This is a genomic window from Streptomyces sp. NBC_00094, from assembly GCF_026343125.1.
GTDB lineage: Bacteria > Actinomycetota > Actinomycetes > Streptomycetales > Streptomycetaceae > Streptomyces.
Window position 1 is genome coordinate 5,621,115 of the sequence record NZ_JAPEMB010000001.1, and the last position, 23,079, is coordinate 5,644,193.

Genomic DNA, 23,079 nt, shown 5'->3' on the forward strand with positions numbered 1-23,079 from the left:
GGGAGAGGGTTGGTGCACTTGGCCACGGTAGGGGCGGAGGGTGACGGTTGGCTACGGTTCGTTCGCCCAACCTGCGAGGTCGTAGGAACGTGGGAACCGATCAGTAATGAGCGGGGAACCGCTCAGTGGCCGCGCGGCCTTCCGTCGAGCCAGCGGTACTGGAGCTCGGGCCGCCCGATCTGCCCGTACTGGGGGGCGCGCACGGCCCGGCCCTCGGTCACGAGGTGTTCCAGATAGCGGCGGGCGGTGATCCGGGAGATCCCGACCGCCGCGCCGGCCTCGGCGGCGGTGAGCCCGGCCGGGGTGGACCGGAGGGTACGGGTGACCGCCTCCAGGGTCGGGCCGCTCAGTCCCTTCGGCAGGGCGGCGGGGTGCGGGGCCCGGAGGGTGGCGAGCGCCCGGTCGACCTCGTCCTGCCCGGAGGCCTCCCCGGCGGACGCCCGGAACTCGGCGTACCGGGCGAGCCGGTCCCGGAGCGTCGCGAAGGCGAAGGGCTTCAGGACGTACTGGACGACCCCGAGGGACACGCCCTCGCGGACGACCGCCAGGTCGCGGGCGGAGGTCACGGCGATCACGTCGGCGGAGTGCCCGGCGGCGCGGAGCGCGCGCAGGAGCTGGAGGCCGTGGCCGTCGGGCAGGTAGAGGTCGAGCAGGATCAGATCGACCGGCGTCCGGTCCAGCACCCGCACGGCGGCGGCCCGGGAGTGGGCGACACCGACGACGGTGAAGCCCTCGACCCGCCCGGCGTAGAGCGCGTGGGCGTCGGCGGCGACGGGGTCGTCCTCGACGACGAGGACGCGGAGCGGGCTCGTGCTCACGGGGTCACCTCGGAACCGGTGGCGGGCGCCGTCGACCCCGGGCCGCCCTCACGGGGAAGGGGCAGGAGTACGGGTACGGGCCCGGGCGTGGGCAGGGATACGGGCAGCGGCAGACGTACGGTGAACTCCGCGCCGCCCTCGGGAGCCTCCGACAGGGTCAGCGTCCCGGAGGCACGGGAGACCGCCTGCCCCACCAGGGCGAGGCCGAGGCCCCGGCCCGGGCCGCGGGTCGACCAGCCACGGCCCAGGACCGCCTCCCGGTCGGCCGGGCGGACGCCGGGGCCGCTGTCCCCGACGCGGAGCAGCAGCTCGCCGTCGCCCGTCCGGGCCGCGACCGTCACCGTCACGCGCGCGTGCGGGGTCCCGCCCGCCGCCTCGACGGCGTTGTCGATGAGGTTGCCCAGGATCGTGACCAGGTCCCGGGAGGGCAGGGCCGCCGGCACCCGCCCGTCGTCGATCCGGCTCTCCTCGGTCAGCACCAGCTCCACGCCCCGCTCGTTGGCCTGCGCCGCCTTCCCGAGCAGCAGCGCCGCGAGGACGGGTTCACCGACCGCTTCGACGACCCGGTCGGTGAGCGCCTGCGCGAGCTCCAGCTCCGCCGTCGCGAACTCCACCGCCTCGGCCACCCGGTCCAGTTCGATGAGCGACACCACCGTGTGCAGCCGGTTGGCCGCCTCGTGGGCCTGCGAGCGCAGGGCCTCCGTGAACCCGCGCTCGGAGTCCAACTCACCCGACAACGCCTGGAGTTCCGTACGGTCCCGGAGCGTGACGACGGTGCCGCGCCGCTCCCCGCCCACCACCGGGCGGGTGTTGACCACGAGCACCCGGTCGGTCGTCAGATGCGTCTCGTCCACCCGCGGCTCCGCGGAGAGCAGCGCGCCCGTCAGCGGTGCGGGCAGGCCGAGTTCGGCGGCGGGGCGGCCGACGACCCCGTCGTCCAGACCGAGCAACTCCCGTGCCCCGTCGTTGATGAGGGCGATCCGCCGCCGTCCGTCGAGCATCACGAGCCCTTCCCGCACCGCGTGCAGCGCGGCCTCGTGGTAGTCGTGCATCCGGCTCAGCTCCGACGCGTTCATGCCGTGCGTATGGCGGCGCAGCCGGGCGTTGACGACGTACGTCCCCGCGCCGCCCAGCGCGAGCGCCGCGCCCGCCATGCCGAGGAGGGCGGTGACCTGCTCCCGTACCTGCTCGCTGATCTTCTCGATCGTGATGCCCGCGCTGACGAGGGCGACGATCCGGCCGTCGTCGTAGACGGGTGCCACCGTCCGCACGGAGGGGCCGAGCACCCCGAGGTGCGTCTCGGAGAAGGTCCGCCCCCGTACCGCCTCCTCGATGTGGCCGAGGTACGTCCGGCCGATCTGGGCCGGTTCCGGGTGCGTCCAGCGGGTCCCGTCCGGCGCCATGATCACCACGAAGGCGACGCCCGCGTGCCGGCGCAGCGATTCCGTGTACGGCTGGAGCACTGCCGTCGGGTCGGCCGAGCGGGCCGCGGCGACCACGGACGGGGAGTCGGCGACGGCCGCGGCGGTCGCCGTGGACTGGCGCCGCGCGGTCTCCTCGGCCTGCGCCCGGTCCGTGACGTACGCGAAGATCGCGCAGCCCGCCACGACGACGGCCACGAGCACGACCTGCATCGCGAAGAGCTGGCCGGCCAGGCTGCGGGGGTGGGGGCGGGGGAGACGCATGCGGGTAAGTGTGCACGGCGGGATTTGCGCGGGGGCATTGCGTTCCCGAATCGTTCTCTTCCCGCTCGCGCCGTTCGGACCCGTCGGATGTTTCGGTCGTGAACGAAACGTACGCAACGGTGACCCCGGTCACAGGCTGATGGATAGTCGCGGAGTCCACCGGGACGTGGACACCCATCAGCATGAGGAGGACCCCGTGGCCGCACGGCGGGACCGTACCCACTATCTGTATCTGGCCGTCATCGGCGCCGTACTGCTCGGCATCGCCGTCGGCTTCCTGGCGCCGGGCGTCGCCGTCGAGCTCAAGCCGCTGGGCACCGGCTTCGTCAACCTCATCAAGATGATGATCTCGCCGATCATCTTCTGCACGATCGTCCTCGGCGTCGGATCGGTCCGCAAGGCCGCGAAGGTCGGCGCTGTCGGCGGCCTCGCCCTCGGCTACTTCCTCGTGATGTCGACCGTCGCACTCGCGATCGGCCTGGTCGTCGGCAACCTCCTGGAGCCCGGTTCCGGCCTCCACCTCACCAAGGAGATCGCCGAGGCCGGCGCCAAGCAGGCCGAGGGCGCGAGCGAGTCCACGCCGGACTTCCTCCTCGGGATCATCCCCACCACCCTCGTCTCCGCCTTCACCGAGGGCGAGGTCCTGCAGACCCTCCTCGTCGCCCTGCTCGCCGGCTTCGCGCTCCAGGCGATGGGCGCCGCGGGGGAGCCGGTGCTGCGCGGCATCGGCCACATCCAGCGGCTCGTCTTCCGCATCCTCGGCATGATCATGTGGGTCGCGCCGATCGGTGCCTTCGGTGCGATCGCCGCCGTCGTCGGGGCGACCGGCCTCGACGCCCTGAAGTCCCTCGCCGTCATCATGATCGGCTTCTACCTGACCTGCGGGCTGTTCGTCTTCGTCGTCCTCGGCACGATCCTGCGGCTGGTCGCCGGGATCAACATCTGGACCCTGCTGAAGTACCTGGGCCGCGAGTTCCTGCTGATCCTCTCCACCTCGTCCTCGGAGTCCGCCCTGCCGCGGCTCATCGCGAAGATGGAGCACCTGGGCGTCAGCAAGCCGGTCGTCGGCATCACCGTGCCGACCGGCTACTCCTTCAACCTCGACGGCACCGCGATCTACCTCACGATGGCCTCGCTCTTCGTCGCCGAGGCGATGGGGGACCCGCTCTCGCTCGGTGAGCAGATCTCGCTCCTCGTCTTCATGATCATCGCCTCGAAGGGCGCGGCGGGCGTCACCGGCGCGGGCCTCGCGACCCTCGCGGGCGGCCTCCAGTCGCACCGGCCCGAACTGGTCGACGGGGTGGGCCTGATCGTCGGCATCGACCGTTTCATGAGCGAGGCCCGCGCCCTCACCAACTTCGCGGGCAACGCCGTCGCCACCGTCCTCGTCGGCACCTGGACGAAGGAGATCGACAAGGCGCGGGTCGCGGAGGTCCTCGCGGGGCATCTCCCCTTCGACGAGAAGACCCTCGTCGACGACCACGCCCCCGCCACGGTCCCGGACCAGCGGTCCGAGGAGGGCGAGGAGAAGGCCCGCGCGGGCGTCTGACCCCTCGGGCGCCCGACCCCGCGGGCGCCCGACCCTCGCGGTCGTCGTGCCCCGACGACCCCAGGCGAGGGGCCGCGCCCCTCCGGGTCCCGGGCCTTGAGCCGGATCCGGGCCCCGGGGGGACACGGCGGTATCCGGTACGCATGACCCAGGGGGGCGACCCCGTACGAACGCCCGTCAGGCGGCTCCGGGCAGGCCGTCCAGCTCCGCCGACTCCTCCACCGTCAGGTCGAGTTCGGCCGCGGCGGCCGAGTCGCGTACCGTCTCGGGCCGGCTCGCGCCCGGGATCGGGAGCACCGTCTCCGACCGGGCCAGCAGCCATGCGAGCGCCACCCGCTGCGGGCTCACCCCCCGCCCCCGCGCCACCCGGTGGAAGCCTCCGAACTCCGGGTCCGCCTCCAGGGCGGACGCCCCGTCCAGCGAGCTGCGCGAGATCCCGCCCAGCGGACTCCACGGCAGGAAGGCGAGACCCAGCTCGGCGCAGAGCCGCAGCTCCGCCTCGCTCTCCCGGACCGCGGGCGAATACCGGTTCTGTACGGAGACGAGCCGGTCGCCCAGGATCTCGCGGGCCAGCAGGATCTGCTCGCGGTCCACGTTCGAGACACCGGCCAGCCGGACCGTACCGGCGTCCAGCAACTCCCGTACGGCTCCCAGCGATTCGGCGTACGGGACGGCAGGGTCCGGCTTGTGCAGCTGGTACAGGCCGATCGGCGCCCCGCCGAGCCGCCGGGCCGAGCCCTCCGCCGCCCGCCGGAGGTGCGCGGGCCGGCCGTCCACGGTCCAGCCGCCGTCCGCCGTCCGGCCGCGCCCGCCCTTCGTCGCCACGAGGACGTCGTCCGTACGGCCCCCGTACGAGGCGAGGGCCCGGGCCACGAGCGACTCGCCCTCGCCGGGCGCGCCGCCGGGCGGGTGGTAGGAGTCGGCGGTGTCGAGGAGCGTCACTCCCGCGTCGAGAGCCGCGTGCACGGTGGCCACGGCCCGGGCCTCGTCGGGGCGGCCCTCGATGGAGAGCGGCATGGTGCCGAACCCGACCGCCCCGACCCGGACGTCCCCCAGTGTCCTGAAGCGCATCAGCGCGTCCCCCCGACCGTCTCGGAAACGGCGCGCGAGAGCCACTCGGCGGAATGCGAGAAGGAGTAACCGAGTGCGGTGGCGCGGGAGTTGTCCATCCCGTACGAGCGGGCGAAGGAGAACGGCGAGACCTCGCCGACCTCCACCTCGCGGAAGACCGTCCGGCCGCCCACCTGCTTCTCGACCTCCGCGCAGATGTCGGCCGTGGTGAGAGGGCCGTGGGAATGGGCGTTGACCGGCCCGGTGAATTCCGCCTCGACGGTCCAGGCGAGGAACGCGGCGATCTCCTCCACGTACACATAGGTCGCCGGACGGTTCACGACGGGTACGGCGATCGGTTCGCCGGCCCGTACGCGCTGGACGTAGTGGTCGAGCCTGCCCGTGAAGTCGTCGTCGCCGCCCAGTACGTGAGCGACCCGCACCGAGGCCCACGCGAACGGGGACCCGGCCGCGAACACCGCCTCCGCCTGCCGCTTCCCCTCCCCGTAGTGCTCCTCGCGGAACTCGGGGTCGTCCCAGGCCGGACCCGTGTCGACGGTGACGGCGGCCAGGTCGAGGACGGACTCGGCGACCGGCGTGACCGAATCCTCGTACCCGTACACCTCCACCGTCGACGTCATCACATAGCGCCGGGTCCGCGTCGCGAACACCCGCCGGGCGATCTCCGCCTGGCGCGGGGTGTAGCAGACCTGGTCCACGACGACATCGAAGGAACGGCCCGCCAGTACGGATTCCAGGGCGGACTCGTCGTCGCGGTCGGCCACGAGGTGCTCCATTCCGCCGGGCGCGGCGGAAGAACCCCGATTCAGGATGGTGATGCGATGCCCGGAATCCCGCAGCAGGGCGATAAGGCGCTTTCCGAAATAGCGGTTTCCGCCGATGACAAGAATATCCATCATTCCCAACTCCCTTGTGTCGCAGGACAAGTGTTACGTTGTGCGCTCGCCGTCTGAAGGGGGAATCATGGGAGTCCTCGCCGCCGCGCCGAAGGAACCACGGCCTGCGCGCCCCGCCGCCGACGATTCCTCGGCGGCCGCTTTCGACCCCATCGACCGGCAGATCCTGGACCTCCTGCAGAGCGACGGCCGCATCAAACTCAGCGAGCTCGGCCGCCGCGTCCGGCTCAGCCCCGCGGCCGTCACCGAACGGGTCCGCCGCCTGGAGGCGAGCGGAGCGGTCACCGGCTACGGCGCCCACGTCTCCCCGGCCCGGCTCGGCTACGGCATCCAGGCCTTCATCCGGGTCAACCCGCACGGCGGCTACACCCTGAAGCACCCGCGGACCCTGGAGCTGACCGCGCGCCCCGAGGTCCTGGAGGTCCACCACGTGGTGGGCGAGGACTGCTGGATCCTCAAGGTCGCCGTCACCGACACCGTCCACCTCGAAGAGGTCCTGGAACAGACCTCGGCGCTCGGCAGGACCACGACCTCGATCGTCCTGTCGTCGCCGGTCGAGCGGAAGCCGCTGCTGCCGCCCGGCGGACACCGTCCCTGACGGCGTTCCCGCCCTCTCCGCTTGCCTTGACGTCGGCGTCAAGGCTTACGTTCGGAGACATGCGCATCGGAGAGCTGGCCGAGCAGGCGGGAACCACCACGCGGACTCTGCGGTACTACGAGTCCCGTGGCCTGCTGACCGCACGGCGTACGGAGCAGGGGTACCGCACGTATGACGAGGGCGACCTGCGACTCCTCCAGCAGATCAGGACCTTGCAGGACTTCGGGTTCGAGCTGGAGGAGACGCGGCCGTTCGTCGACTGCCTGCGCGCGGGACACCCGGCGGGGGACGCCTGCCCCGCGTCGATCGCCGTCTACCGGCGGAAGGTCGCCGAACTGGACGGCCTGATCGAACAGCTCCAGGCGGTACGCGCCCAGGTGGGCGCCCAGCTGCTGCGGGCCGAGGCGGAACTGCCGCACGGTCCGGAACCCCGGTGCGAGCTCGGTACGGAGTGGGGCACGGAGACGGACACGGAGGGGTGACGGGGATGACGACGTACACGGAGGGCGTGGCCGAGGTCACGGACGCGGACTTCGGCACGGAGGTGCTGGAGGCCGGACTGCCGGTCCTGGTGAAGTTCACCGCGGAGTGGTGCGGGCCGTGCCGGCAGCTGAAGCCGGTGCTCGGCGCGATCGCCGCGGAGGAGTCGGCGCGGCTGCGGATCGTCGAGATCGACGTGGACCGGAACCCGGAGACCACGGTGAGGTACGGGGTGCTCGCGACCCCGACGCTCATGGTCTTCCGGGCGGGCGAGCCGGTGAAGTCGTTCGTCGGCGCGCGACCGAAGCGCCGCCTCCTGGAGGAGCTGGAGGACGTCCTGGCCTAGGGCCTGTCCGGCGGCGTGTCGATCAGCGAGGAGAGGACCCCGGCGGGGTGACCGCCGGGGTCCTCCGTCGTGCGGTGGCGGCACCGGATGGCGCGGTGTCGCACCCCATGGCGCCGCGTGGCACCGCGTGGCACCGCATGGCACCGCATGGCACCGCATGGCACCGCATGGCACCGCATGGCACCGCATGGCGCCGCGTGGTGCCATCTGGTGCCACTCCACGCCCACGCGGGGCGGTGGATGCGCGTGGTGCCATGGCCTCCCAGGTTGGCGTCACTGTGTTTGTGCAGGTGAGAGAGGGTGCGGGGAGTGCTGACCCCTCGGATGGCGCCATGTGGGTTGCGCATGGCGCCATCGTGGTGCCATGATGGCGTCATGGACCTCACCCCGTATGTCGACACCCTCCGCCGTGAACTCGCGGTGGCCGCCGAAGCCGGCGGTGAAGAAGCCCGCGAGCTGGCCGAGAGGCTCACCGCTCCTCTGGAGTCGGCGACCCGGCTGACCATGCTCAACGTGCTCTCCGCCGCGATGGACGAGGTCACCCGCGAACTCGCCCCCGGCTCGGTCGACGTACGGCTGCGGGGGCTCGACCCCGACTTCGTGGTGACGCTGCCGCCCACCGGCGACGGCGCCCCCGCGGAGCCGGCCGCGCCCGCCGCACCCCTCGCGGCGCAGGCACCCGCCGACGCCGACGAGGGCGCCACCGCCCGCGTCAACCTGCGGCTGCCGGCCCCTCTCAAGGCGCGCGCCGAGGAGGCCGCGAACCGTGAGGGCCTGTCGGTCAACGCGTGGCTGGTACGGGCCGTGTCGGCCGCGGTCGACGGCGGTACCCGGCCGCGTACGACGGAGAAGGCCCAGGCCGTCGGACAGAGCTTCACGGGCTGGGTGCGCTAGCCGCGCCTCACCCGCATCACCGCACCCGCACCACCTCACCCACACCACGTCCCACCAGCGGGGACGCCCTGAAGAGCCAAGAGGACGGGACAGCCATGCCTTCTTTCGACACTCCCGAACCGATCTCGGTCACCGCACGCGTGGAGGCCGGTTCCCTCCAGTTCACGGCGGGCGACCGGCCCGACACCGTCGTCGAGGTGCGCCCCCGCGACCCGAAGAAGGACCTGGACGTGCGGACGGCCGGCCAGACCGAGGTCGTGTACGGAGGCGGTGTACTGACCGTCCGGACCCCCAAGTCCAACCTCTTCGGCCGCACCGGTGTCGTCGACGTGACGGTCGAACTGCCCACGGGCTCGCACCTCGACGTGACCGGCGCCTGGACCCAGGTGCTCGGCGAGGGCCGGCTCGGCGAGGTCCGTGTGAAGACCTCGTCCGGCGACGCCCGGTTCGACACGACCGGCCCGCTGAAGCTGACCGCGTCGCACGGCTCGATCACCGTGGACCGGGTCGCGGGACCGGCCGAGATCACCACCAGCTCCGGCAGCCTGCGCGTCGGTGTCGTCGACGGTCCGGCCGTCATGAAGAACTCGCACGGCACCACGACCGTCGGCGCCGTGACCGGCGAGCTGCGAGTGAGCGGAGCCAACGGCGACATCGAGATCCGGCGCGCCGAGGACTCGGTCACCGCCACCACCGCCCACGGCACCCTGCGCGTGGGTGAGGTGGCCCGCGGCACCGTCCAGCTGGAGACCTCCTACGGTGCCATCGAGGTCGGCGTCCGCGAGGGCACGGCCGCCTGGCTCGACGTCAACTCCGGTTCCGGGCAGGTGCGTAACACGCTCGCCGCGTCCGGAGCCCCGGAGGCGACCGAGGACACCGTCAAGATCCGCGCCCGCACCCGGTACGGCAACATCGACGTCCGCCGCGCCAAGGCCTGACCCCGGAAGTCCGGACTCGCCCCCACCCCCACCACTTCAGCCTTCGATTGGGAGGGCCTCATGCCTTCATCTGTCATGCCCACGTCCAGGCAGGCGGACGCTCACCCGTCGCCGGCCGCCGTCTCCGCCGTCGGGCTCCGCAAGTCCTACGGGGACAAGACCGTCCTCGACGGCATCGACCTGCTGATCCCGGCCGGGTCGGTGTTCGCCCTGCTCGGGCCGAACGGCGCCGGCAAGACCACCGCGGTGAAGATCCTCTCCACGCTCATCACCGCCGACGGCGGTCAGGCCCAGGTCGCGGGCCACGATCTGGCCGTCGATCCGCAGGGGGTGCGTGGTGCGATCGGTGTCACCGGGCAGTTCTCGGCGGTCGACGGGCTGATCACCGGTGAGGAGAACATGCTCCTCATGGCGGACCTGCACCACCTGTCCAAGCGTGAGGGGCGGCGGGTCACGGCCGAACTCCTGGAGCGGTTCGACCTGGTGGAGGCGGCGAAGAAGCCCGCTTCGACGTACTCCGGCGGGATGAAGCGGCGCCTCGACATCGCGATGACGCTGGTGGGTGACCCGCGGATCATCTTCCTCGACGAGCCGACCACCGGTCTCGACCCGCGCTCCCGGCACACCATGTGGCAGATCATCCGCGGCCTGGTCGCCGACGGCGTGACCGTCTTCCTCACCACCCAGTACCTGGAGGAGGCAGACGAACTCGCCGACCGCATCGCCGTCCTGAACAACGGCAAGATCGCCGCCGAGGGCACCGCCGACGAACTCAAGCGCCTCATCCCCGGCGGGCACGTACGCCTGCGTTTCACCGACCCGGACGCCTACCGCAACGCCGCCTCCGCCCTGACCGAGGCCACCCTCCCCCAAGCTCTCGGCTTCGCTCGAGCAGGGGGTACCCCCATCGACGAGGCCCTGGCCCTGCAGATCCCCAGCGACGGCAGCCAGCGCGAACTGCGCTCCCTCCTCGACTGGCTCGACGCGGCCGGCATCGAGGCGGACGAACTGACCGTGCACACCCCCGACCTCGACGACGTCTTCTTCGCCCTCACCGGCGGCGCCGGCGTCCCCCGCCAGTCCAAGGAGGATGTCCGATGAGCTCCCTCTCCCTCGCCGTGCGCGACTCGTCCACGATGCTGCGCCGCAACCTGCTGCACGCCCGGCGCTACCCGTCACTCACCCTGAACCTGCTGCTCACCCCGGTCATGCTCCTGCTGCTGTTCGTCTACATCTTCGGCGACGCGATGAGCGCCGGCATCGGCGGCGGCGACCGCTCCGACTACGTCGCCTACCTCGTCCCCGGGCTGCTGCTGATGACCATCGGCAGCACCACCATCGGGACGGCCGTGTCGGTGTCCAACGACATGACCGAGGGCATCATCGCCCGCTTCCGCACCATGGCGATCCACCGCCCGTCCGTCCTCATCGGGCACGTCGTCGGCAGCGTCCTGCAGTGCGTGATGAGCGTGGTCCTCGTCGGCGCCGTCGCCGTCGCCATCGGCTTCCGCTCCACCGACGCCACCGCCCTGGAATGGCTCGCCGCCTTCGGACTCCTCGTCCTCTTCGCCACCGCGCTCACCTGGATCGCCGTCGGCATGGGCCTCATCAGCCCCAACGCCGAAGCGGCCAGCAACAACGCGCTGCCCCTGATCTTCCTCCCGCTCATCTCCAGCACCTTCGTCCCCATCGCCTCGATGCCCGGCTGGTTCCAGCCCATCGCCGAGTACCAGCCCTTCACCCCCGCCATCGAGACCCTCCGCGGCCTGCTCCTGGGCACCGAGATCGGCCACAACGGCTGGCTCGCCCTCGCCTGGTGCCTCGGACTCACCGTCCTCGGCTACCTCTGGTCCACCTCGAAGTTCAACGCCGACCCGAAGTAGCGGGAGAAGATCCGGTCGGCGGGAGCGCCGTCATCGGGAGGTCCAGCCCTCCCGGTGACGGCGCTCGATGCCGTCCAGGAGGAGGTCGAGGGCGAACTCGAACTCGAACTGGTCGTCACAGCCTCCGCCGACCGTCGAGCCATCGTCGTGAGCGGCGGCCGCGGCGATCTCCGCGACGTGGGGATAGGCCGCAGCCGCAGCCGAGCCCGCAGCAGCCCCCGAACCCGCCCCCGAGCCCGCGTCCGGCACGTCGGACGCGGGCTTCGCCGCGCCCGTGGCGAACAGCTCGGGGGAGAAGCCCAGCAGGCGGGTGCCCAGCGCGTGCATCGCGTGGTGCGTGAGGTCCGTCGAGAGCCCGCCGTCCCGGAACGTGCCGATCACCGAGTCGAGGTGGGCGAGGACGGCGGGGGTCGGGCCGGGGCGCGACTCGATGACGGGCGCGGCCCAGCGGTGGTGCAGCAGCTGGCTCCGTGCGGCGAGGACCTGCTGCCGTACGGCCGTCTTCCACGGGGCGCCGGGGGCCGGCCGAGCGATGTCGCCGACGACGACGTCCACCATGCCGTCGAGCAGCTCGTCCTTGTTGGCCACGTGCTTGTAGAGCGCCATCGGGACGACCCCGAGCTCCTGGGCGAGGCGTCGCATGCTGAACGCCTCGGCTCCGGTCGCGTCGGCCAGCGCGACGGCGGCCCGCAGGATCCGCTGCCTGCTCAGGGGGGTGCGGTCGCCGGTTCCGCGGTGCTGGGTCATCTGCCCTGCTCTCGTTTCCTCGTGAGGGACGGTTCGTGCTGCCGTTGACGAGTGTACGCCGTACACCTAGGGTGATCCCCAACGGTTCGGTGTACGCCGTACACCTCCGGAGGGGAAGGGTGAACCCATGGACGGGACACGAAGGACCGCGGTGGTGACCGGGGTGTTGTTCCTGGTCACCGAGGTCGCGGCGGTGGCGGGGCTCGCGCTCTACCGCCCCGCGCTCGACGGCGCCGCATACGTCGGCGGTCCCGGCGCGGACCCCCGGGTCCTCGCGGGGGCGCTGTGCGAGATGGTGCTGCTCATCGCCGTGATCGGCACGGGTGTCGCGCTGTACCCGGTCATCAGGCGACGCCATGAGGCCCTGGCCGTCGGCTATGTGTGCGGCCGGCTGCTCGAAGCGGCCGTGATCGCCGTCGGTGTCGTCGGCGTGCTCGCGGTGGTGACCCTGCGGCAGGACCTCGCCGGTCGGGCCGGCGAGTCCCCGGGGGTCGATCCCGCCGCGTACGAGGTGGCCGCGAGCGCGCTGGTCGCGGTGCGCGACTGGGCGTTCCTGCTCGGCCCGAACGTCGCCCTCGGCGCGAACACCCTGGTCCTCGCGTACGTGATGCACCGGACGGGTCTCGTGCCGAGGTGGATCGCCCTGCTCGGCCTGGTCGGCGGCGCACTCATCTGCGCCTCGGCGGTCGCCGTGCTCTTCGGTCTCTATCCGCAGGTGTCCACCGTCGGCGCGCTCGCCGCGCTCCCGGTCTTCGCCTGGGAGGTGACCCTCGCCGTCCGGTTGCTGACCCGCGGCTTCACGCCGACACGAAAATACCCCGACTAGAATTGACAGTCGGGGTATTGCGTCGCGTATATTAATGGATTCCGTGCCCGAAAAAAGAAAAAGCACGGAGAAGTTCAATAAACGCACTGTATCGCGCCGGGAGTCGAATTGTCAACCGAGGAATTTCGGAATGAGCAGCAATTCATCACCGATCTGTACGCACGACTCGACGACCTGAGGGACCAGGCCGAGGTCGCCGTCGCACAGGCCCTGCGCACCCCCGGGGCCGGCAGCAATCAGAGCCGTCTCGAACGGGACGTGACCGTCGCCGAGCAGTCCGGGCTGCTCGCCGCCTTCGACGCGGGGGAGAGCGGCCTCTGCTTCGGCCGGCTCGTCTTCCGCGACGGACGCGACCACCACATCGGCCGGATCGGCATCCGCAGGGACGACCCGAACCGCACGCCCCTCGTCGTCGACTGGCGCGCCGAGGTCGCCCGGCCCTTCTACCTCGCCACCGGGTACGAGCCCATGGGTCTCTCCCGCCGCCGGCACATCAGCACGAGGGGCCGCGAGGTCACCGCCCTCCACGACGAGGTCCTCGACCTCGCCGACGCCACCCGCACCGGACACGAGAGCCGCGACGCCGACGAGGTGCTGCTCGCCGCGCTCGACGCCGCCCGCACCGGCCGTATGCACGACATCGTGCAGACCATCCAGGGCGAGCAGGACGCCATCATCCGCTCCCCGCACCACGGTGTCCTCGTCGTCGAGGGCGGCCCCGGCACCGGCAAGACCGCCGTCGCCCTGCACCGGGCCGCGTACCTCCTCTACGCCCACCGCGAGCAGCTCGCCAAGCGGGCCGTCCTCATCGTCGGCCCCAACCCCGCCTTCCTCGGCTACATCGGCAACGTCCTGCCCTCCCTCGGTGAGACGGGCGTCCTCCTCGCCACCCCCGCCGAACTCTTCCCCGGCGTCCGCGCCACCGGCACCGACACCCCGCGCGCCGCCGCCGTCAAGGGCTCCGCCGCCATGGCCGAGGCCCTCGCCGCGGCCGTACGGGACCGCCAGCAGGTCCCCGAGCGCGGCGCGCCCCTCGTCGTCCCGCACGACGACGGTGACCTGGTCATCGACTGGGACATGGCCCTGGAGGCCCGCCACAAGGCCCGCGAGACCGTCCTCCCGCACAACCTCGCCCGCCCCTACTTCGTCTTCCGCATCCTGGACGCGCTCGCCGAACAGCTCGCCGACCGCATCGGCGCCGACCCCTACGGCGGGCCGAACTTCCTCGGCCCCGACGACCGCGCGCTGCTCGCCAAGGGCATCGCCGCCAACCCCGACGTCCACGCCGCCGTCGACACCCTCTGGCCCGAGCTCACTCCCCAGGAGTTCCTGGCCGACTACCTCGCCGAGCCCACGCACCTCGACGACGCGGACGCCGCTTCGATCCGGCGCGACTCCGGGGACTGGACCCCCGCCGACGTGCCGCTCCTCGACGAGGCCGCCGAACTCCTCGGTGAGGACGACTCCGCCGCCCGCGCCGCCCAGGAGGCAGAGCGGCAGCGGCAGATCCAGTACGCGCAGGGCGTCCTCGACGTCTCGTACGCCTCGCGCACCTACGAGTTCGAGGACAAGGAGGAGCTGGACGAGGACGCTTCGGAGGTCCTCTCCGCGCACGACATCATCGACGCCGAGCGGTTCGCCGAGCGGCACGAGGAGGCCGACCACCGCACGGCCGCCGAGCGGGCCGCCGCCGACCGCACCTGGGCCTTCGGCCACATCATCGTGGACGAGGCCCAGGAGCTCTCCGCGATGACATGGCGGCTCCTCATGCGCCGCAGTCCGACCCGCTCCATGACCCTGGTCGGCGACCCCGCGCAGACCGGCGACCCGGCCGGCGTCGGCGCCTGGGAGCGGATCCTCTCCCCGTACGTGCAGGACCGCTGGGAGCACGTCCGCCTGGGCGTCAACTACCGCACGCCCGCCGAGATCATGGCCGTCGCGGCCGAGGTCCGCCGGGCCGCCGACCCGGACTTCGAGCCGCCCAGCTCCGTCCGCTCCACCGGGGTGGAGCCCTGGGACCGTACGGTCGACGACCCGGTGAAGGAGGCCGCCGACGCGGTCGCCGCCGAGCTGCGGACCGAGGGCCGGCTCGCGGTGATCGCGCCGGAGGGCCTGCTCCCCGGCCTGGTCGCGGCCCTGCCGGAGGCCGCCCACGGCATCGCCCCCGACCTGACCCGGCCGGTCGTCCTCCTCGCCCCCCGGCAGACGAAGGGTCTGGAGTTCGACACGGTCCTGGTCGTCGACCCGGACGGCATCGTGGACGGCGCCCCGCACGGGGTCAACGACCTGTACGTGGCGCTGACCCGGGCGACTCAGCGACTGGGCGTCATCAGGCCGGCCTGAGCCAGACCGTCGCCAGCGGCGGCAGCGTCATCCGGACGCTCGCCGAACGGCCGTGCCACGGCACCGACTCGGTCTTCACCGGGTCGGTGCCCACCACGTCCCCACCGCCGTACCGGGCGGCGTCCGTGTTGAGGACCTCCGCCCAGGCGGCGAAGGTGTCCGGCACGCCGAGCCGGTAGTCGTGCCGGACGACCGGCGAGAAGTTGCAGACGGCGAGCAGCGGGGAGCCGAAGCCGTCGAAGCGGAGGAACGCGAAGACGTTGTCCTCCGCCGCGTCCCCGACCACCCACTGGAAGCCGTCCGGGGCGGTGTCCCGCTCCCAGAGCGACGGGTTCGCCGCGTACACGGTGTTGAGGTCCCGCACCAGGTCCCGCACCCCCCGGTGGTCGGGCTCCGCCCCGTACGCCGGGTCGAGCAGCCACCAGTCGGGCCCGTGCTCCGCCGACCACTCCGCCCCCTGGGCGAACTCCTGGCCCATGAAGAGGAGTTGCTTGCCGGGGTGGGCCCACATGAAGCCCAGGTAGGCCCGGTGGTTGGCCCGCTGCTGCCACCAGTCGCCCGGCATCTTCGACACCAGTGACCGCTTGCCGTGCACGACCTCGTCGTGCGAGATCGGCAGGATGTAGTTCTCGCTGTACGCGTACACCATCGAGAAGGTCATCTCGTGGTGGTGGTACTTGCGGTGCACCGGCTCCTTCGACGCGTAGCCCAGCGAGTCGTGCATCCAGCCCATGTTCCACTTCATGCCGAAGCCCAGACCGCCGAAGCCGCCCGGCCCGACCTGGTCCGTCGCCCGGGTCACCCCGTCCCAGGCCGTGGACTCCTCGGCGAAGGTGACGATCCCGGGGCAGCGCCGGTACACGGTCGCGTTCATCTCCTGGAGGAAGGCGACCGCGTCCAGGTTCTCCCGGCCGCCGAACTCGTTCGGCAGCCACTCGCCGTGCTCCCGCGAGTAGTCCAGGTAGAGCATCGAGGCGACCGCGTCCACCCGGAGCCCGTCGAGGTGGAACTCCTGGCACCAGTACACGGCGTTGGCGACGAGGAAGTTCCGTACCTCCTTGCGCCCGTAGTCGAACTCCAGGGTCCCCCAGTCGGGGTGGTGCGAGCGGCGCGGGTCCTCGTGCTCGTACAGCGGACGCCCGTCGAACTCGGCGAGCGCCCAGTCGTCCTTCGGGAAGTGCGCCGGGACCCAGTCCATCAGGACGCCGATCCCCGCCCGGTGCAGGGCGTCGACCAGGTACTTGAAGTCGTCGGGCGTGCCCATCCGGGCCGTCGGCGCGTAGAAGCCCGTGACCTGGTAGCCCCAGGAGCCGCTGAACGGGTGCTCGGCGACGGCCATGAACTCCACGTGCGTGAAACCGAGGTCACGGACGTAGTCGGGCAGCTGCTCCGCCAGCTGGCGGTACGTCAGGCCAGGTCGCCAGGAGGGCAGGTGGAGCTCGTAGACGGACAGTGGCGCCTCGTGGTGCGGGCGGGCGCCGCGCCGGTCCATCCATTCGGCGTCGTCCCACGCGTAGTGCGAGGCGGTGACGACCGACGCGGTGTTCGGCGGGCACTCGGTACGGCGGGCCATCGGGTCCGCGCGCACGGTGTGCGTACCGTCGGGGCGGGTGATGTCGTACTTGTAGAGGGCGCCCTCGCCGACACCCGGCACGAACAGCTCCCACACGCCCGTCGAACCGAGCGAGCGCATCGGCAGCGCCGTGCCGTCCCAGTGCGTGAAGTCGCCGGTGACGCGGACACCGCGGGCGTTCGGCGCCCAGACGGCGAAACGGGTGCCGGCCACGCCCTCGTGGACCAGGGGGTGGGCCCCGAGCGCCGTCCACAGCTCCTCGTGCCGGCCCTCGCCGATCAGATGGAGGTCGAGCTCGCCGAGGGAGGGCAGGAAGCGGTACGGGTCGACGACGGCGAGCTCGTCGCCACCGTCCTCGTACCGGACCCGCAGCTCGTACGCGGGCACCTTGCGCAGGAGCGGCAGCAGGCAGGAGAAGAGGCCGTCGCCGTCGTCGTGCAGTGCGACGCGGCGGCCCTTGGCGAGGACGGCGACCTCCTTCGCCCACGGCCGTAGCACCCGGACCACGACCCCGCCGCGTACCGGATGCGCACCGAGCACGCCGTGCGGGTCGTGGTGCTCGCCGGCGAGCAGCCGGGCACGGTCACCCGGACCGAGGGCCGGCGCCTCCCGTACGGCGGTCCGGTCCGGTGCGGGCGTCTTCCGGGCGCGGGACGTCTTGCCTGCGGATCGGGCGGTCACGGGGGTGCCTCCTGGAGGGCGAGGGGAACAGGGGTACGGCGTACGGGGTACGCAACGGTGGGGTGGGGGAGCGGGACACTCGGCCGAACGGGGCGCGTAGGGGTTGCCGCAGGCGAGAGCGGTGCGGCGGCGCCCGATCACTGCTCCGATCGGGCGCCGTCCGTCACGTGGACGTCGCGAGACGTTCGATCGCGGACATCGGGACCGGGAGCCAGTCCGGGCGGTGGCGGGCCTCGTAGACGACCTCGTAGACCGCCTTGTCGGTCTCGTAGGCGCGCAGGAGCGCCGGGTCCGCGCGCGGGTCGGCGCCCGCCGCCTCCGCGTAGCCCGTGCAGTACGCGGCACGGCAGCGCGCCGCCCAGTCCGCGTTCCACGGGCGGTGCGTGCGGGCCGCGTAGTCGAAGGAGCGGAGCATTCCGGCGACGTCGCGGACCGTGGGCTGCGGACTCCGCCGCTCCTCCAGTGACTTCGCCGGCTCGCCCTCGAAGTCGATGACCGCCCAGCCGCCGTCGGAGCCCCGCAGGGTCTGCCCCAGGTGCAGGTCGCCGTGGATGCGCTGGAGCGCCCCCGCCCCGGGTGCGTCGCCGGCCGCCGCGAAGACGGCCCGCAGCCCCGGTACGTACGGCAGGAGCGCCGGCACCGCCTGCGCCGCCGCGTGCAGTCGCCGGTCCATCGCGGCGGCGAGGTGCTCGGTCTCGGTCCGCAGCAGCCGCCGGGTCGGCAGCGCGTCGGCGAGCGCGAGGTGGACCTCGGCGGTGGCGCGGCCGAGGGCCCGTGCCTCGCCGATGAACTCCCGCCCGTCGGCCAGCGCGTCGAGCGCGAGCCGCCAGCCGTCCCGGGAGTCCCGGAGGTAGGGCTGGAGGACGCCGAGGGTCGCGGCCCCCGACTCGAACCAGGCGACCGGGGCCGGTACGCGGGCGCAGCCGGCCCGGCTCAGGGCGAGGGGCAGTTCGAGGTCGGGATTGGCCCCGGGGCTGACCCGTCGGAAGATCTTCAGGATGAACGAATCGCCGTACACGAGGGACGAGTTGGACTGTTCGGCGTCCAGCATGCGGGGGGCGAGGACGGGTGGCAGGGGCGTGGTGGCGTGGAAGCGCAGCGGGCCGGTCCGGCCCGGGGTGCGCAGTCGCTCGTAGAGGAGTCCGGCGAGCCGCGGGTCGCGCAGCCCTTCGTAGACCGCGCGTCCGGCGAGCGGGCCCTGCCGGATCCGCCCGATCAGGGCGGGGGCGAGGCGGGGCGGGAGCTGTGTCCGTACGCCCAGGAGGAGTTGGTAGCAGTCGGCGGGCGTTCCGGCCGGGCGGCCGGGCTGCTCGACCCGTACGAGTAGATGGAGGAGGCCGGGTCCCGTGCCGTCCAGGGGCAGCAGCTCGGTGGCCGCGTCCAGCGTGAATCCGGTGACCCGGCGGCCCTTGCCCGCGAACCAGCGCTGCCGTGGCAGCCATTCGTGGAGCAGGGGGGCGAGGGACGGAAGGAGGGCGTCCGGGGCCCGGGTGGTGGATGCGGTCTCCGGCATGGCATCGCGTCCTTTCCCCGGGGCGCGCAGTTGGCTGTCGTATGCGTTCAAATGCGCAGAGTGTCCCGGATGGCGACTTGGACTGTCCGGATGTGCGGGACGTGTCGGAAGGGGAAGATCCGTATGGGTCCGGCAAGAAGGCCCGTATGGACCTGAATCGTGTGTGGGACACAGTGCCCAGAGGGGGACGGGGGAAACCGTCCCACCCCGGACGAATCCGAACTGACCGTCGGTCAGCCCTTCTTGAGACGGAACCAGTAGAAGCCGTGTCCCGCAAGGGTCAGGAGGTACGGCAGCTGGCCGATGGCCGGGAACGTCACCCCGCCGATCAGCTCCACGGGCTGGGTTCCGGCGAACTGCCGCAGGTCCAGCTCGGTCGGCTGGGCGAAGCGGGAGAAGTTGTTCACGCAGAGGACGAGGTCGTCGCCATCCTCACGGAGGAAGGCGAGCACCGCCGGGTTGGACGCCGGGAGTTCCGTGTACGTCCCCGTGCCGAAGGCCCGGTTCTGCTTACGGATCTCGATCATCCGCTTCGTCCAGTGCAGCAGCGAGGACGGCGAGGCCATGCCCGCCTCGACGTTGGTCACCTGGTAGCCGTGGACCGGGTCCATGATGGCCGGCAGGTAGAGCCGCCCGGGGTCGCAGGAGGAGAAGCCCGCGTTCCGGTCGGGTGTCCACTGCATCGGGGTGCGGACCCCGTCCCGGTCGCCCAGCCAGATGTTGTCGCCCATGCCGATCTCGTCGCCGTAGTACAGCACCGGCGAACCGGGCAGCGAGAAGAGCAGCGCGGTGAACAGCTCCATCTGCTTGCGGTCGTTGTCGAGGAGCGGGGCGAGCCGCCGCCGGATGCCGATGTTGGCCCGCATCCGCGGGTCCTTGGCGTACTCGGCGTACATGTAGTCGCGCTCTTCGTCCGTGACCATTTCGAGGGTGAGCTCGTCGTGGTTGCGCAGGAAGATGCCCCACTGGCAGCCGGAGGGGATCTCCGGGGTCTTCGCCAGGATCTCGGAGACCGGGTACCGCGACTCGCGCCGCACGGCCATGAAGATGCGCGGCATGACCGGGAAGTGGAAGGCCATGTGGCACTCGTCGCCGCCGGAGCGGAAGTCGCCGAAGTAGTCGACGACGTCCTCCGGCCACTGGTTCGCCTCGGCGAGCAGCACCGTGTCCGGGTAGTGGTCGTCGATCTCCTTGCGGACCCGCTTGAGGAAGCCGTGGGTGGCCGGGAGGTTCTCGCAGTTGGTGCCCTCCTGCTGGTACAGGTACGGCACCGCGTCGAGCCGGAAGCCGTCGATCCCCAGGTCCAGCCAGAACTTCAGCGCGGAGAGGATCTCCTCCTGCACGGTCGGGTTCTCGTAGTTGAGGTCCGGCTGGTGCGAGAAGAAGCGGTGCCAGTAGTACTGCTTGCGGACCGGGTCGAAGGTCCAGTTGGAGGACTCGGTGTCGACGAAGATGATCCGGGCGTCCGCGTACTGCTTGTCGTCGTCGGCCCAGACGTAGTAGTCGCCGTACGGTCCGTCCGGGTCGCGGCGGGACTCCTGGAACCACTCGTGCTGGTCGCTCGTGTGGTTCATGACGAAGTCGATGACCACGCGCATCCCGCGCTGATGGGCCGCGTCGACGAACTCGACGAAGTCGGCCAGGTCGCCGAACTCGGGGAGCACCGAGGTGTAGTCCGCGACGTCGTACCCGCCGTCCCGCAGCGGGGACTTGAAGAACGGCGGAAGCCAGAGGCAGTCCACGCCCAGCCACTGGAGGTAGTCCAGCTTGGACGTGATGCCCTTCAGGTCGCCGACGCCGTCGCCGTTGCTGTCCTGGAAGGAGCGGACGAGGACCTCGTAGAAGACGGCCCGCTTGAACCAGTCGGGATCGCGGTCCTTGACGGGGGTGTCCTCGAAGGTGTCGGGGACGGGCTCGTTGACAGTCATGATGTGGGTGACCCTCCGGTCTGCGGGGACGGTCGCAGGACGAGGACGTGCGCGGGTGTGACACCCGGCTCTAGGCGCACGTAGCTGGCCCTGCCCCAGTGATAGGTCTCGCCGGTGAGCTCGTCGCGCACCGGCACGGTCTCGTGCCATTCGAGGCCGAGTTCCGGCATGTCCAACGAGACCGTCGCCTCCTGGGTGTGGTGCGGGTCGAGGTTGACGACCACCAGAACGGTGTTCGAGCCGGTGCGCTTGCTGTACGCGATCACCTGCGGGTTGTCGGTCTCGTGGAAGGTGATGTTCCGCAGCCGGCGGAGCGCCGGGTGGCGGCGCCGGATCCGGTTCAGGGCGGTGATCAGCGGGGTGATCGTCGCCCCCGTACGCTCCGCCGACTCCCAGTCGCGCGGCCGGAGTTCGTACTTCTCCGAGTTCAGGTACTCCTCGCTGCCGTCCCGCAGCGGGGTGTTCTCGCACAGCTCGTACCCGGCGTACATGCCCCAGGACGGTGAGAGGGTCGCCGCGAGCACCGCGCGCGCCTCGAACGCGGGCCGGCCGCCCTCCTGGAGGTAGGCGTGCAGGATGTCGGGGGTGTTCACGAAGAAGTTCGGCCGCATCTGCGCGGCCGCCTCCCCGGACAGCTCGGTGAGGTACTCCGTCAGCTCCTCCTTGGTGTTGCGCCAGGTGAAGTACGTGTACGACTGCTGGAAGCCGATCGCGCCGAGGGTCCGCATCATCGCGGGCCGCGTGAAGGCCTCCGCCAGGAAGATCACGTCCGGATCGGCCCGGTTGATCTCGCCGATCACCCGCTCCCAGAACACCACCGGCTTGGTGTGCGGGTTGTCGACGCGGAAGATCCGCACCCCGTGGTCCATCCAGTGCCGCAGCACCCGTACGGTCTCCGCGACGATCCCGTCCATGTCGGCGTCGAACGCCACCGGGTAGATGTCCTGGTACTTCTTCGGCGGGTTCTCCGCGTACGCGATCGAACCGTCGGGGCGGTGGTGGAACCACTCCGGGTGCTTCTCCACCCACGGATGGTCCGGCGAGCACTGCAGCGCGAAGTCCAGGGCGATCTCCAGGCGCAGCTCGCGGGCGCGCGCCACGAAGGCGTCGAAGTCCTCGAAGGTGCCCAGATCCGGGTGGAGCGCGTCGTGCCCGCCCTCCGGGGAGCCGATCGCCCAGGGCACGCCCACGTCGTTCGGGGAGGCCGACAGGGAGTTGTTCGGGCCCTTGCGGTGGGTCTCGCCGATCGGGTGCACCGGCGGCAGGTACACCACGTCGAAGCCCATCGCCGCGACGGCCGGGAGCCGTTCGGCCGCGGTACGGAAGTTCCCCGGGACCGTGCGGCCCTTGACCTTCCGTACGCCCTCCGAGCGCGGGAAGAACTCGTACCAGGAACCGAACAGGGCCCGCTCCCGCTCCACCTGCAGAGGCAACGCGGGGGAGGAGGAGAGGAGTTCGCGCAACGGGTACCGGTCGAGTGAGTCGACCACCCGTGGGGCGAGCGCCGCCGCGAGCCGGACGGCGGCCGGGCGGGACACGTCGCGGAGCGCGTCCGCCGCGGCGAGCACGGCCTCCCGGCCGCCGCCCTTCTTCGGCACGCCCTTCGCGGCGCGCTCGTGCAGCGCGGCCCCCTCGGCGAGGACCGTTTCGGAGTCGATCCCGGCCGGGATCTTGATCTTCGCCGTGTGGCGCCACGTGGCCACAGGGTCGCTCCATGCCTCGACGGTGTACGTCCACGTGCCCTCGGTGTCCGGGGTGACCTCGGCACCCCACCGGTCGGTACCGGGGGCCAGTTCACGCATCGGGGTCCACGGGCCGGGGCGCCCGGACGGGCCCCGCAGTACGACATTGGCGGCGACCGCGTCGTGGCCCTCGCGGAAGACGGTCGCCGTCACCTCGAAGGTCTCTCCTGCCACCGCTTTCGCGGGGCGCCGGCCACAGTCGACCAGCGGGCGTACGTCCAGTACGGGAATGCGTCCCATGAGCGGATTCACAGCATCACCTGACGGGTTACGGGGGTGCGGGTGGTGGTGCGCTCTTTCTAGCTCCGTCGACGGCCGGCGGGTTGCGGGCATGGCCGCTCCTGTCCGCGTTCACTCGGATGGCGGGTCCACAGGGAGTACGGGGTCCAGAGGGAAGTACGGGGGTCGGTACGGGGGTCACGGGGGACGGTTTCGGGGGGTGTACCGGAGGAGCCTTCCCACGGTTCTCGGGTGAGCAATCCGGCGCTTTGTTAACTACTCGGACGTAGGCGTGCGGGCAAGCGCCCGGACGACCGAAAAAAGGGGGGCGCACGCGAACCGGCACCCC

19 protein-coding genes are annotated in these 23,079 nt (G+C 71.7%); 10 read left to right on the forward strand and 9 right to left on the reverse strand.

Translation table 11 applies throughout. From position 1 onward, the window contains the following. Positions 1 to 122: 122 nt before the first annotated feature. Together OG580_RS25135 and OG580_RS25140 are read right to left on the reverse strand one after the other, a co-directional pair. Positions 123 to 818: a response regulator gene (locus tag OG580_RS25135; protein WP_267045927.1), complete on the reverse strand. Its 696-nt coding sequence runs from the start codon at positions 816 to 818 to the stop codon at positions 123 to 125. Further along, a complete protein-coding gene (locus OG580_RS25140; RefSeq protein WP_267045928.1) occupies positions 815 to 2,503 on the reverse strand; it encodes a sensor histidine kinase in 1,689 nt (562 codons plus the stop codon). The genes OG580_RS25135 and OG580_RS25140 overlap by 4 nt, the downstream gene beginning before the upstream one ends. Positions 2,504 to 2,699: 196 nt before the next feature. Here OG580_RS25140 and OG580_RS25145 point away from each other — a divergent pair, with 196 nt between their 5' ends. Beyond that, complete coding sequence (locus OG580_RS25145; RefSeq protein WP_267045929.1) at positions 2,700 to 4,052, forward strand: cation:dicarboxylase symporter family transporter; 1,353 nt, start codon at positions 2,700 to 2,702, stop codon at positions 4,050 to 4,052. Positions 4,053 to 4,229: 177 nt separating this feature from the next. On the opposite strand, the gene OG580_RS25150 is transcribed toward OG580_RS25145, so the two are convergent. Both OG580_RS25150 and OG580_RS25155 read right to left on the reverse strand, forming a co-directional pair. Beyond that, positions 4,230 to 5,123 (reverse strand): aldo/keto reductase, encoded by an 894-nt coding sequence (locus tag OG580_RS25150; RefSeq protein ID WP_267045930.1) that lies wholly within the window; start codon positions 5,121 to 5,123, stop codon positions 4,230 to 4,232. After that, on the reverse strand, positions 5,123 to 6,019 hold the full coding sequence (locus tag OG580_RS25155; RefSeq protein ID WP_267048118.1) for an NAD-dependent epimerase/dehydratase family protein: 897 nt from the start codon (positions 6,017 to 6,019) through the stop codon (positions 5,123 to 5,125). The genes OG580_RS25150 and OG580_RS25155 overlap by 1 nt, the downstream gene beginning before the upstream one ends. A gap of 67 nt (positions 6,020 to 6,086) precedes the next feature. Here OG580_RS25155 and OG580_RS25160 point away from each other — a divergent pair, with 67 nt between their 5' ends. From OG580_RS25160 to OG580_RS25190, 7 genes are all read left to right on the forward strand, one after another. Next, positions 6,087 to 6,617: an Lrp/AsnC family transcriptional regulator gene (locus tag OG580_RS25160; protein ID WP_267045931.1), complete on the forward strand. Its 531-nt coding sequence runs from the start codon at positions 6,087 to 6,089 to the stop codon at positions 6,615 to 6,617. A gap of 59 nt (positions 6,618 to 6,676) precedes the next feature. Beyond that, on the forward strand, positions 6,677 to 7,099 hold the full coding sequence (locus OG580_RS25165) for a MerR family transcriptional regulator (RefSeq protein WP_267045932.1): 423 nt from the start codon (positions 6,677 to 6,679) through the stop codon (positions 7,097 to 7,099). Positions 7,100 to 7,104: 5 nt separating this feature from the next. Further along, positions 7,105 to 7,443, forward strand: a complete 339-nt coding sequence (locus tag OG580_RS25170) for a thioredoxin domain-containing protein (RefSeq protein WP_323182605.1) — start codon at positions 7,105 to 7,107, stop codon at positions 7,441 to 7,443. Between the two features lie 375 nt (positions 7,444 to 7,818). Next, positions 7,819 to 8,337, forward strand: a complete 519-nt coding sequence (locus OG580_RS25175) for a hypothetical protein (RefSeq protein ID WP_267045933.1) — start codon at positions 7,819 to 7,821, stop codon at positions 8,335 to 8,337. Positions 8,338 to 8,432: 95 nt separating this feature from the next. Continuing rightward, positions 8,433 to 9,275 (forward strand): DUF4097 family beta strand repeat-containing protein, encoded by an 843-nt coding sequence (locus tag OG580_RS25180; RefSeq protein WP_267045934.1) that lies wholly within the window; start codon positions 8,433 to 8,435, stop codon positions 9,273 to 9,275. Between the two features lie 75 nt (positions 9,276 to 9,350). Further along, entirely contained in the window at positions 9,351 to 10,376 is a 1,026-nt protein-coding gene (locus OG580_RS25185) for an ATP-binding cassette domain-containing protein (protein WP_267045935.1), read from the forward strand. Beyond that, positions 10,373 to 11,158, forward strand: coding sequence for an ABC transporter permease (locus OG580_RS25190; protein WP_267045936.1), 786 nt, complete (start codon positions 10,373 to 10,375; stop codon positions 11,156 to 11,158). Before OG580_RS25185 ends, OG580_RS25190 begins: the two co-directional genes overlap by 4 nt. Before the next feature lie 30 nt (positions 11,159 to 11,188). Here OG580_RS25190 and OG580_RS25195 read toward each other — a convergent pair whose 3' ends face one another. Further along, positions 11,189 to 11,905, reverse strand: coding sequence for a TetR/AcrR family transcriptional regulator (locus OG580_RS25195; protein WP_267045937.1), 717 nt, complete (start codon positions 11,903 to 11,905; stop codon positions 11,189 to 11,191). Positions 11,906 to 12,032: 127 nt separating this feature from the next. Between OG580_RS25195 and OG580_RS25200 the strand changes: the two genes are divergently transcribed. Then, on the forward strand, positions 12,033 to 12,731 hold the full coding sequence (locus OG580_RS25200; RefSeq protein ID WP_267045938.1) for a DUF4386 domain-containing protein: 699 nt from the start codon (positions 12,033 to 12,035) through the stop codon (positions 12,729 to 12,731). 108 nt (positions 12,732 to 12,839) lie between these two features. Then, positions 12,840 to 15,074 (forward strand): UvrD-helicase domain-containing protein, encoded by a 2,235-nt coding sequence (locus OG580_RS25205; RefSeq protein ID WP_267045939.1) that lies wholly within the window; start codon positions 12,840 to 12,842, stop codon positions 15,072 to 15,074. Here OG580_RS25205 and glgB read toward each other — a convergent pair. The 4 genes from glgB to OG580_RS25225 all read right to left on the reverse strand — a co-directional run bounded on the left by glgB (position 15,061) and on the right by OG580_RS25225 (position 22,751). Further along, positions 15,061 to 17,328: a 1,4-alpha-glucan branching enzyme gene (gene glgB / locus OG580_RS25210; protein WP_267045940.1), complete on the reverse strand. Its 2,268-nt coding sequence runs from the start codon at positions 17,326 to 17,328 to the stop codon at positions 15,061 to 15,063. The genes OG580_RS25205 and glgB overlap by 14 nt on opposite strands. 163 nt (positions 17,329 to 17,491) lie before the next feature. After that, positions 17,492 to 18,841 carry a maltokinase gene (locus OG580_RS25215; protein WP_267045941.1) on the reverse strand — a complete coding sequence of 450 codons (1,350 nt, stop codon included), beginning with the start codon at positions 18,839 to 18,841 and terminating at the stop codon, positions 17,492 to 17,494. A gap of 233 nt (positions 18,842 to 19,074) precedes the next feature. Further along, a complete protein-coding gene (gene treS / locus OG580_RS25220; protein ID WP_267045942.1) occupies positions 19,075 to 20,769 on the reverse strand; it encodes a maltose alpha-D-glucosyltransferase in 1,695 nt (564 codons plus the stop codon). Continuing rightward, positions 20,766 to 22,751 carry an alpha-1,4-glucan--maltose-1-phosphate maltosyltransferase gene (locus OG580_RS25225; protein ID WP_267045943.1) on the reverse strand — a complete coding sequence of 662 codons (1,986 nt, stop codon included), beginning with the start codon at positions 22,749 to 22,751 and terminating at the stop codon, positions 20,766 to 20,768. The genes treS and OG580_RS25225 overlap by 4 nt, the downstream gene beginning before the upstream one ends. Positions 22,752 to 23,079: the final 328 nt, after the last annotated feature.

Bases quoted from the DNA above. Each gene is read 5' to 3' on its own strand.
- OG580_RS25140 (WP_267045928.1), bottom strand. From the start codon at position 2,503: ATGCGTCTCCCCCGCCCCCACCCCCGCAGCCTGGCCGGCCAGCTCTTC.
- OG580_RS25150 (WP_267045930.1), bottom strand. From the start codon at position 5,123: ATGCGCTTCAGGACACTGGGGGACGTCCGGGTCGGGGCGGTCGGGTTC.
- OG580_RS25155 (WP_267048118.1), bottom strand. From the start codon at position 6,019: ATGGATATTCTTGTCATCGGCGGAAACCGCTATTTCGGAAAGCGCCTT.
- OG580_RS25160 (WP_267045931.1), top strand. From the start codon at position 6,087: ATGGGAGTCCTCGCCGCCGCGCCGAAGGAACCACGGCCTGCGCGCCCC.
- OG580_RS25165 (WP_267045932.1), top strand. From the start codon at position 6,677: ATGCGCATCGGAGAGCTGGCCGAGCAGGCGGGAACCACCACGCGGACT.
- OG580_RS25170 (WP_323182605.1), top strand. From the start codon at position 7,105: ATGACGACGTACACGGAGGGCGTGGCCGAGGTCACGGACGCGGACTTC.
- OG580_RS25175 (WP_267045933.1), top strand. From the start codon at position 7,819: ATGGACCTCACCCCGTATGTCGACACCCTCCGCCGTGAACTCGCGGTG.
- OG580_RS25180 (WP_267045934.1), top strand. From the start codon at position 8,433: ATGCCTTCTTTCGACACTCCCGAACCGATCTCGGTCACCGCACGCGTG.
- OG580_RS25185 (WP_267045935.1), top strand. From the start codon at position 9,351: ATGCCCACGTCCAGGCAGGCGGACGCTCACCCGTCGCCGGCCGCCGTC.
- OG580_RS25190 (WP_267045936.1), top strand. From the start codon at position 10,373: ATGAGCTCCCTCTCCCTCGCCGTGCGCGACTCGTCCACGATGCTGCGC.
- OG580_RS25195 (WP_267045937.1), bottom strand. From the start codon at position 11,905: ATGACCCAGCACCGCGGAACCGGCGACCGCACCCCCCTGAGCAGGCAG.
- OG580_RS25200 (WP_267045938.1), top strand. From the start codon at position 12,033: ATGGACGGGACACGAAGGACCGCGGTGGTGACCGGGGTGTTGTTCCTG.
- OG580_RS25215 (WP_267045941.1), bottom strand. From the start codon at position 18,841: ATGCCGGAGACCGCATCCACCACCCGGGCCCCGGACGCCCTCCTTCCG.
- treS (WP_267045942.1), bottom strand. From the start codon at position 20,769: ATGACTGTCAACGAGCCCGTCCCCGACACCTTCGAGGACACCCCCGTC.
- OG580_RS25225 (WP_267045943.1), bottom strand. From the start codon at position 22,751: ATGGGACGCATTCCCGTACTGGACGTACGCCCGCTGGTCGACTGTGGC.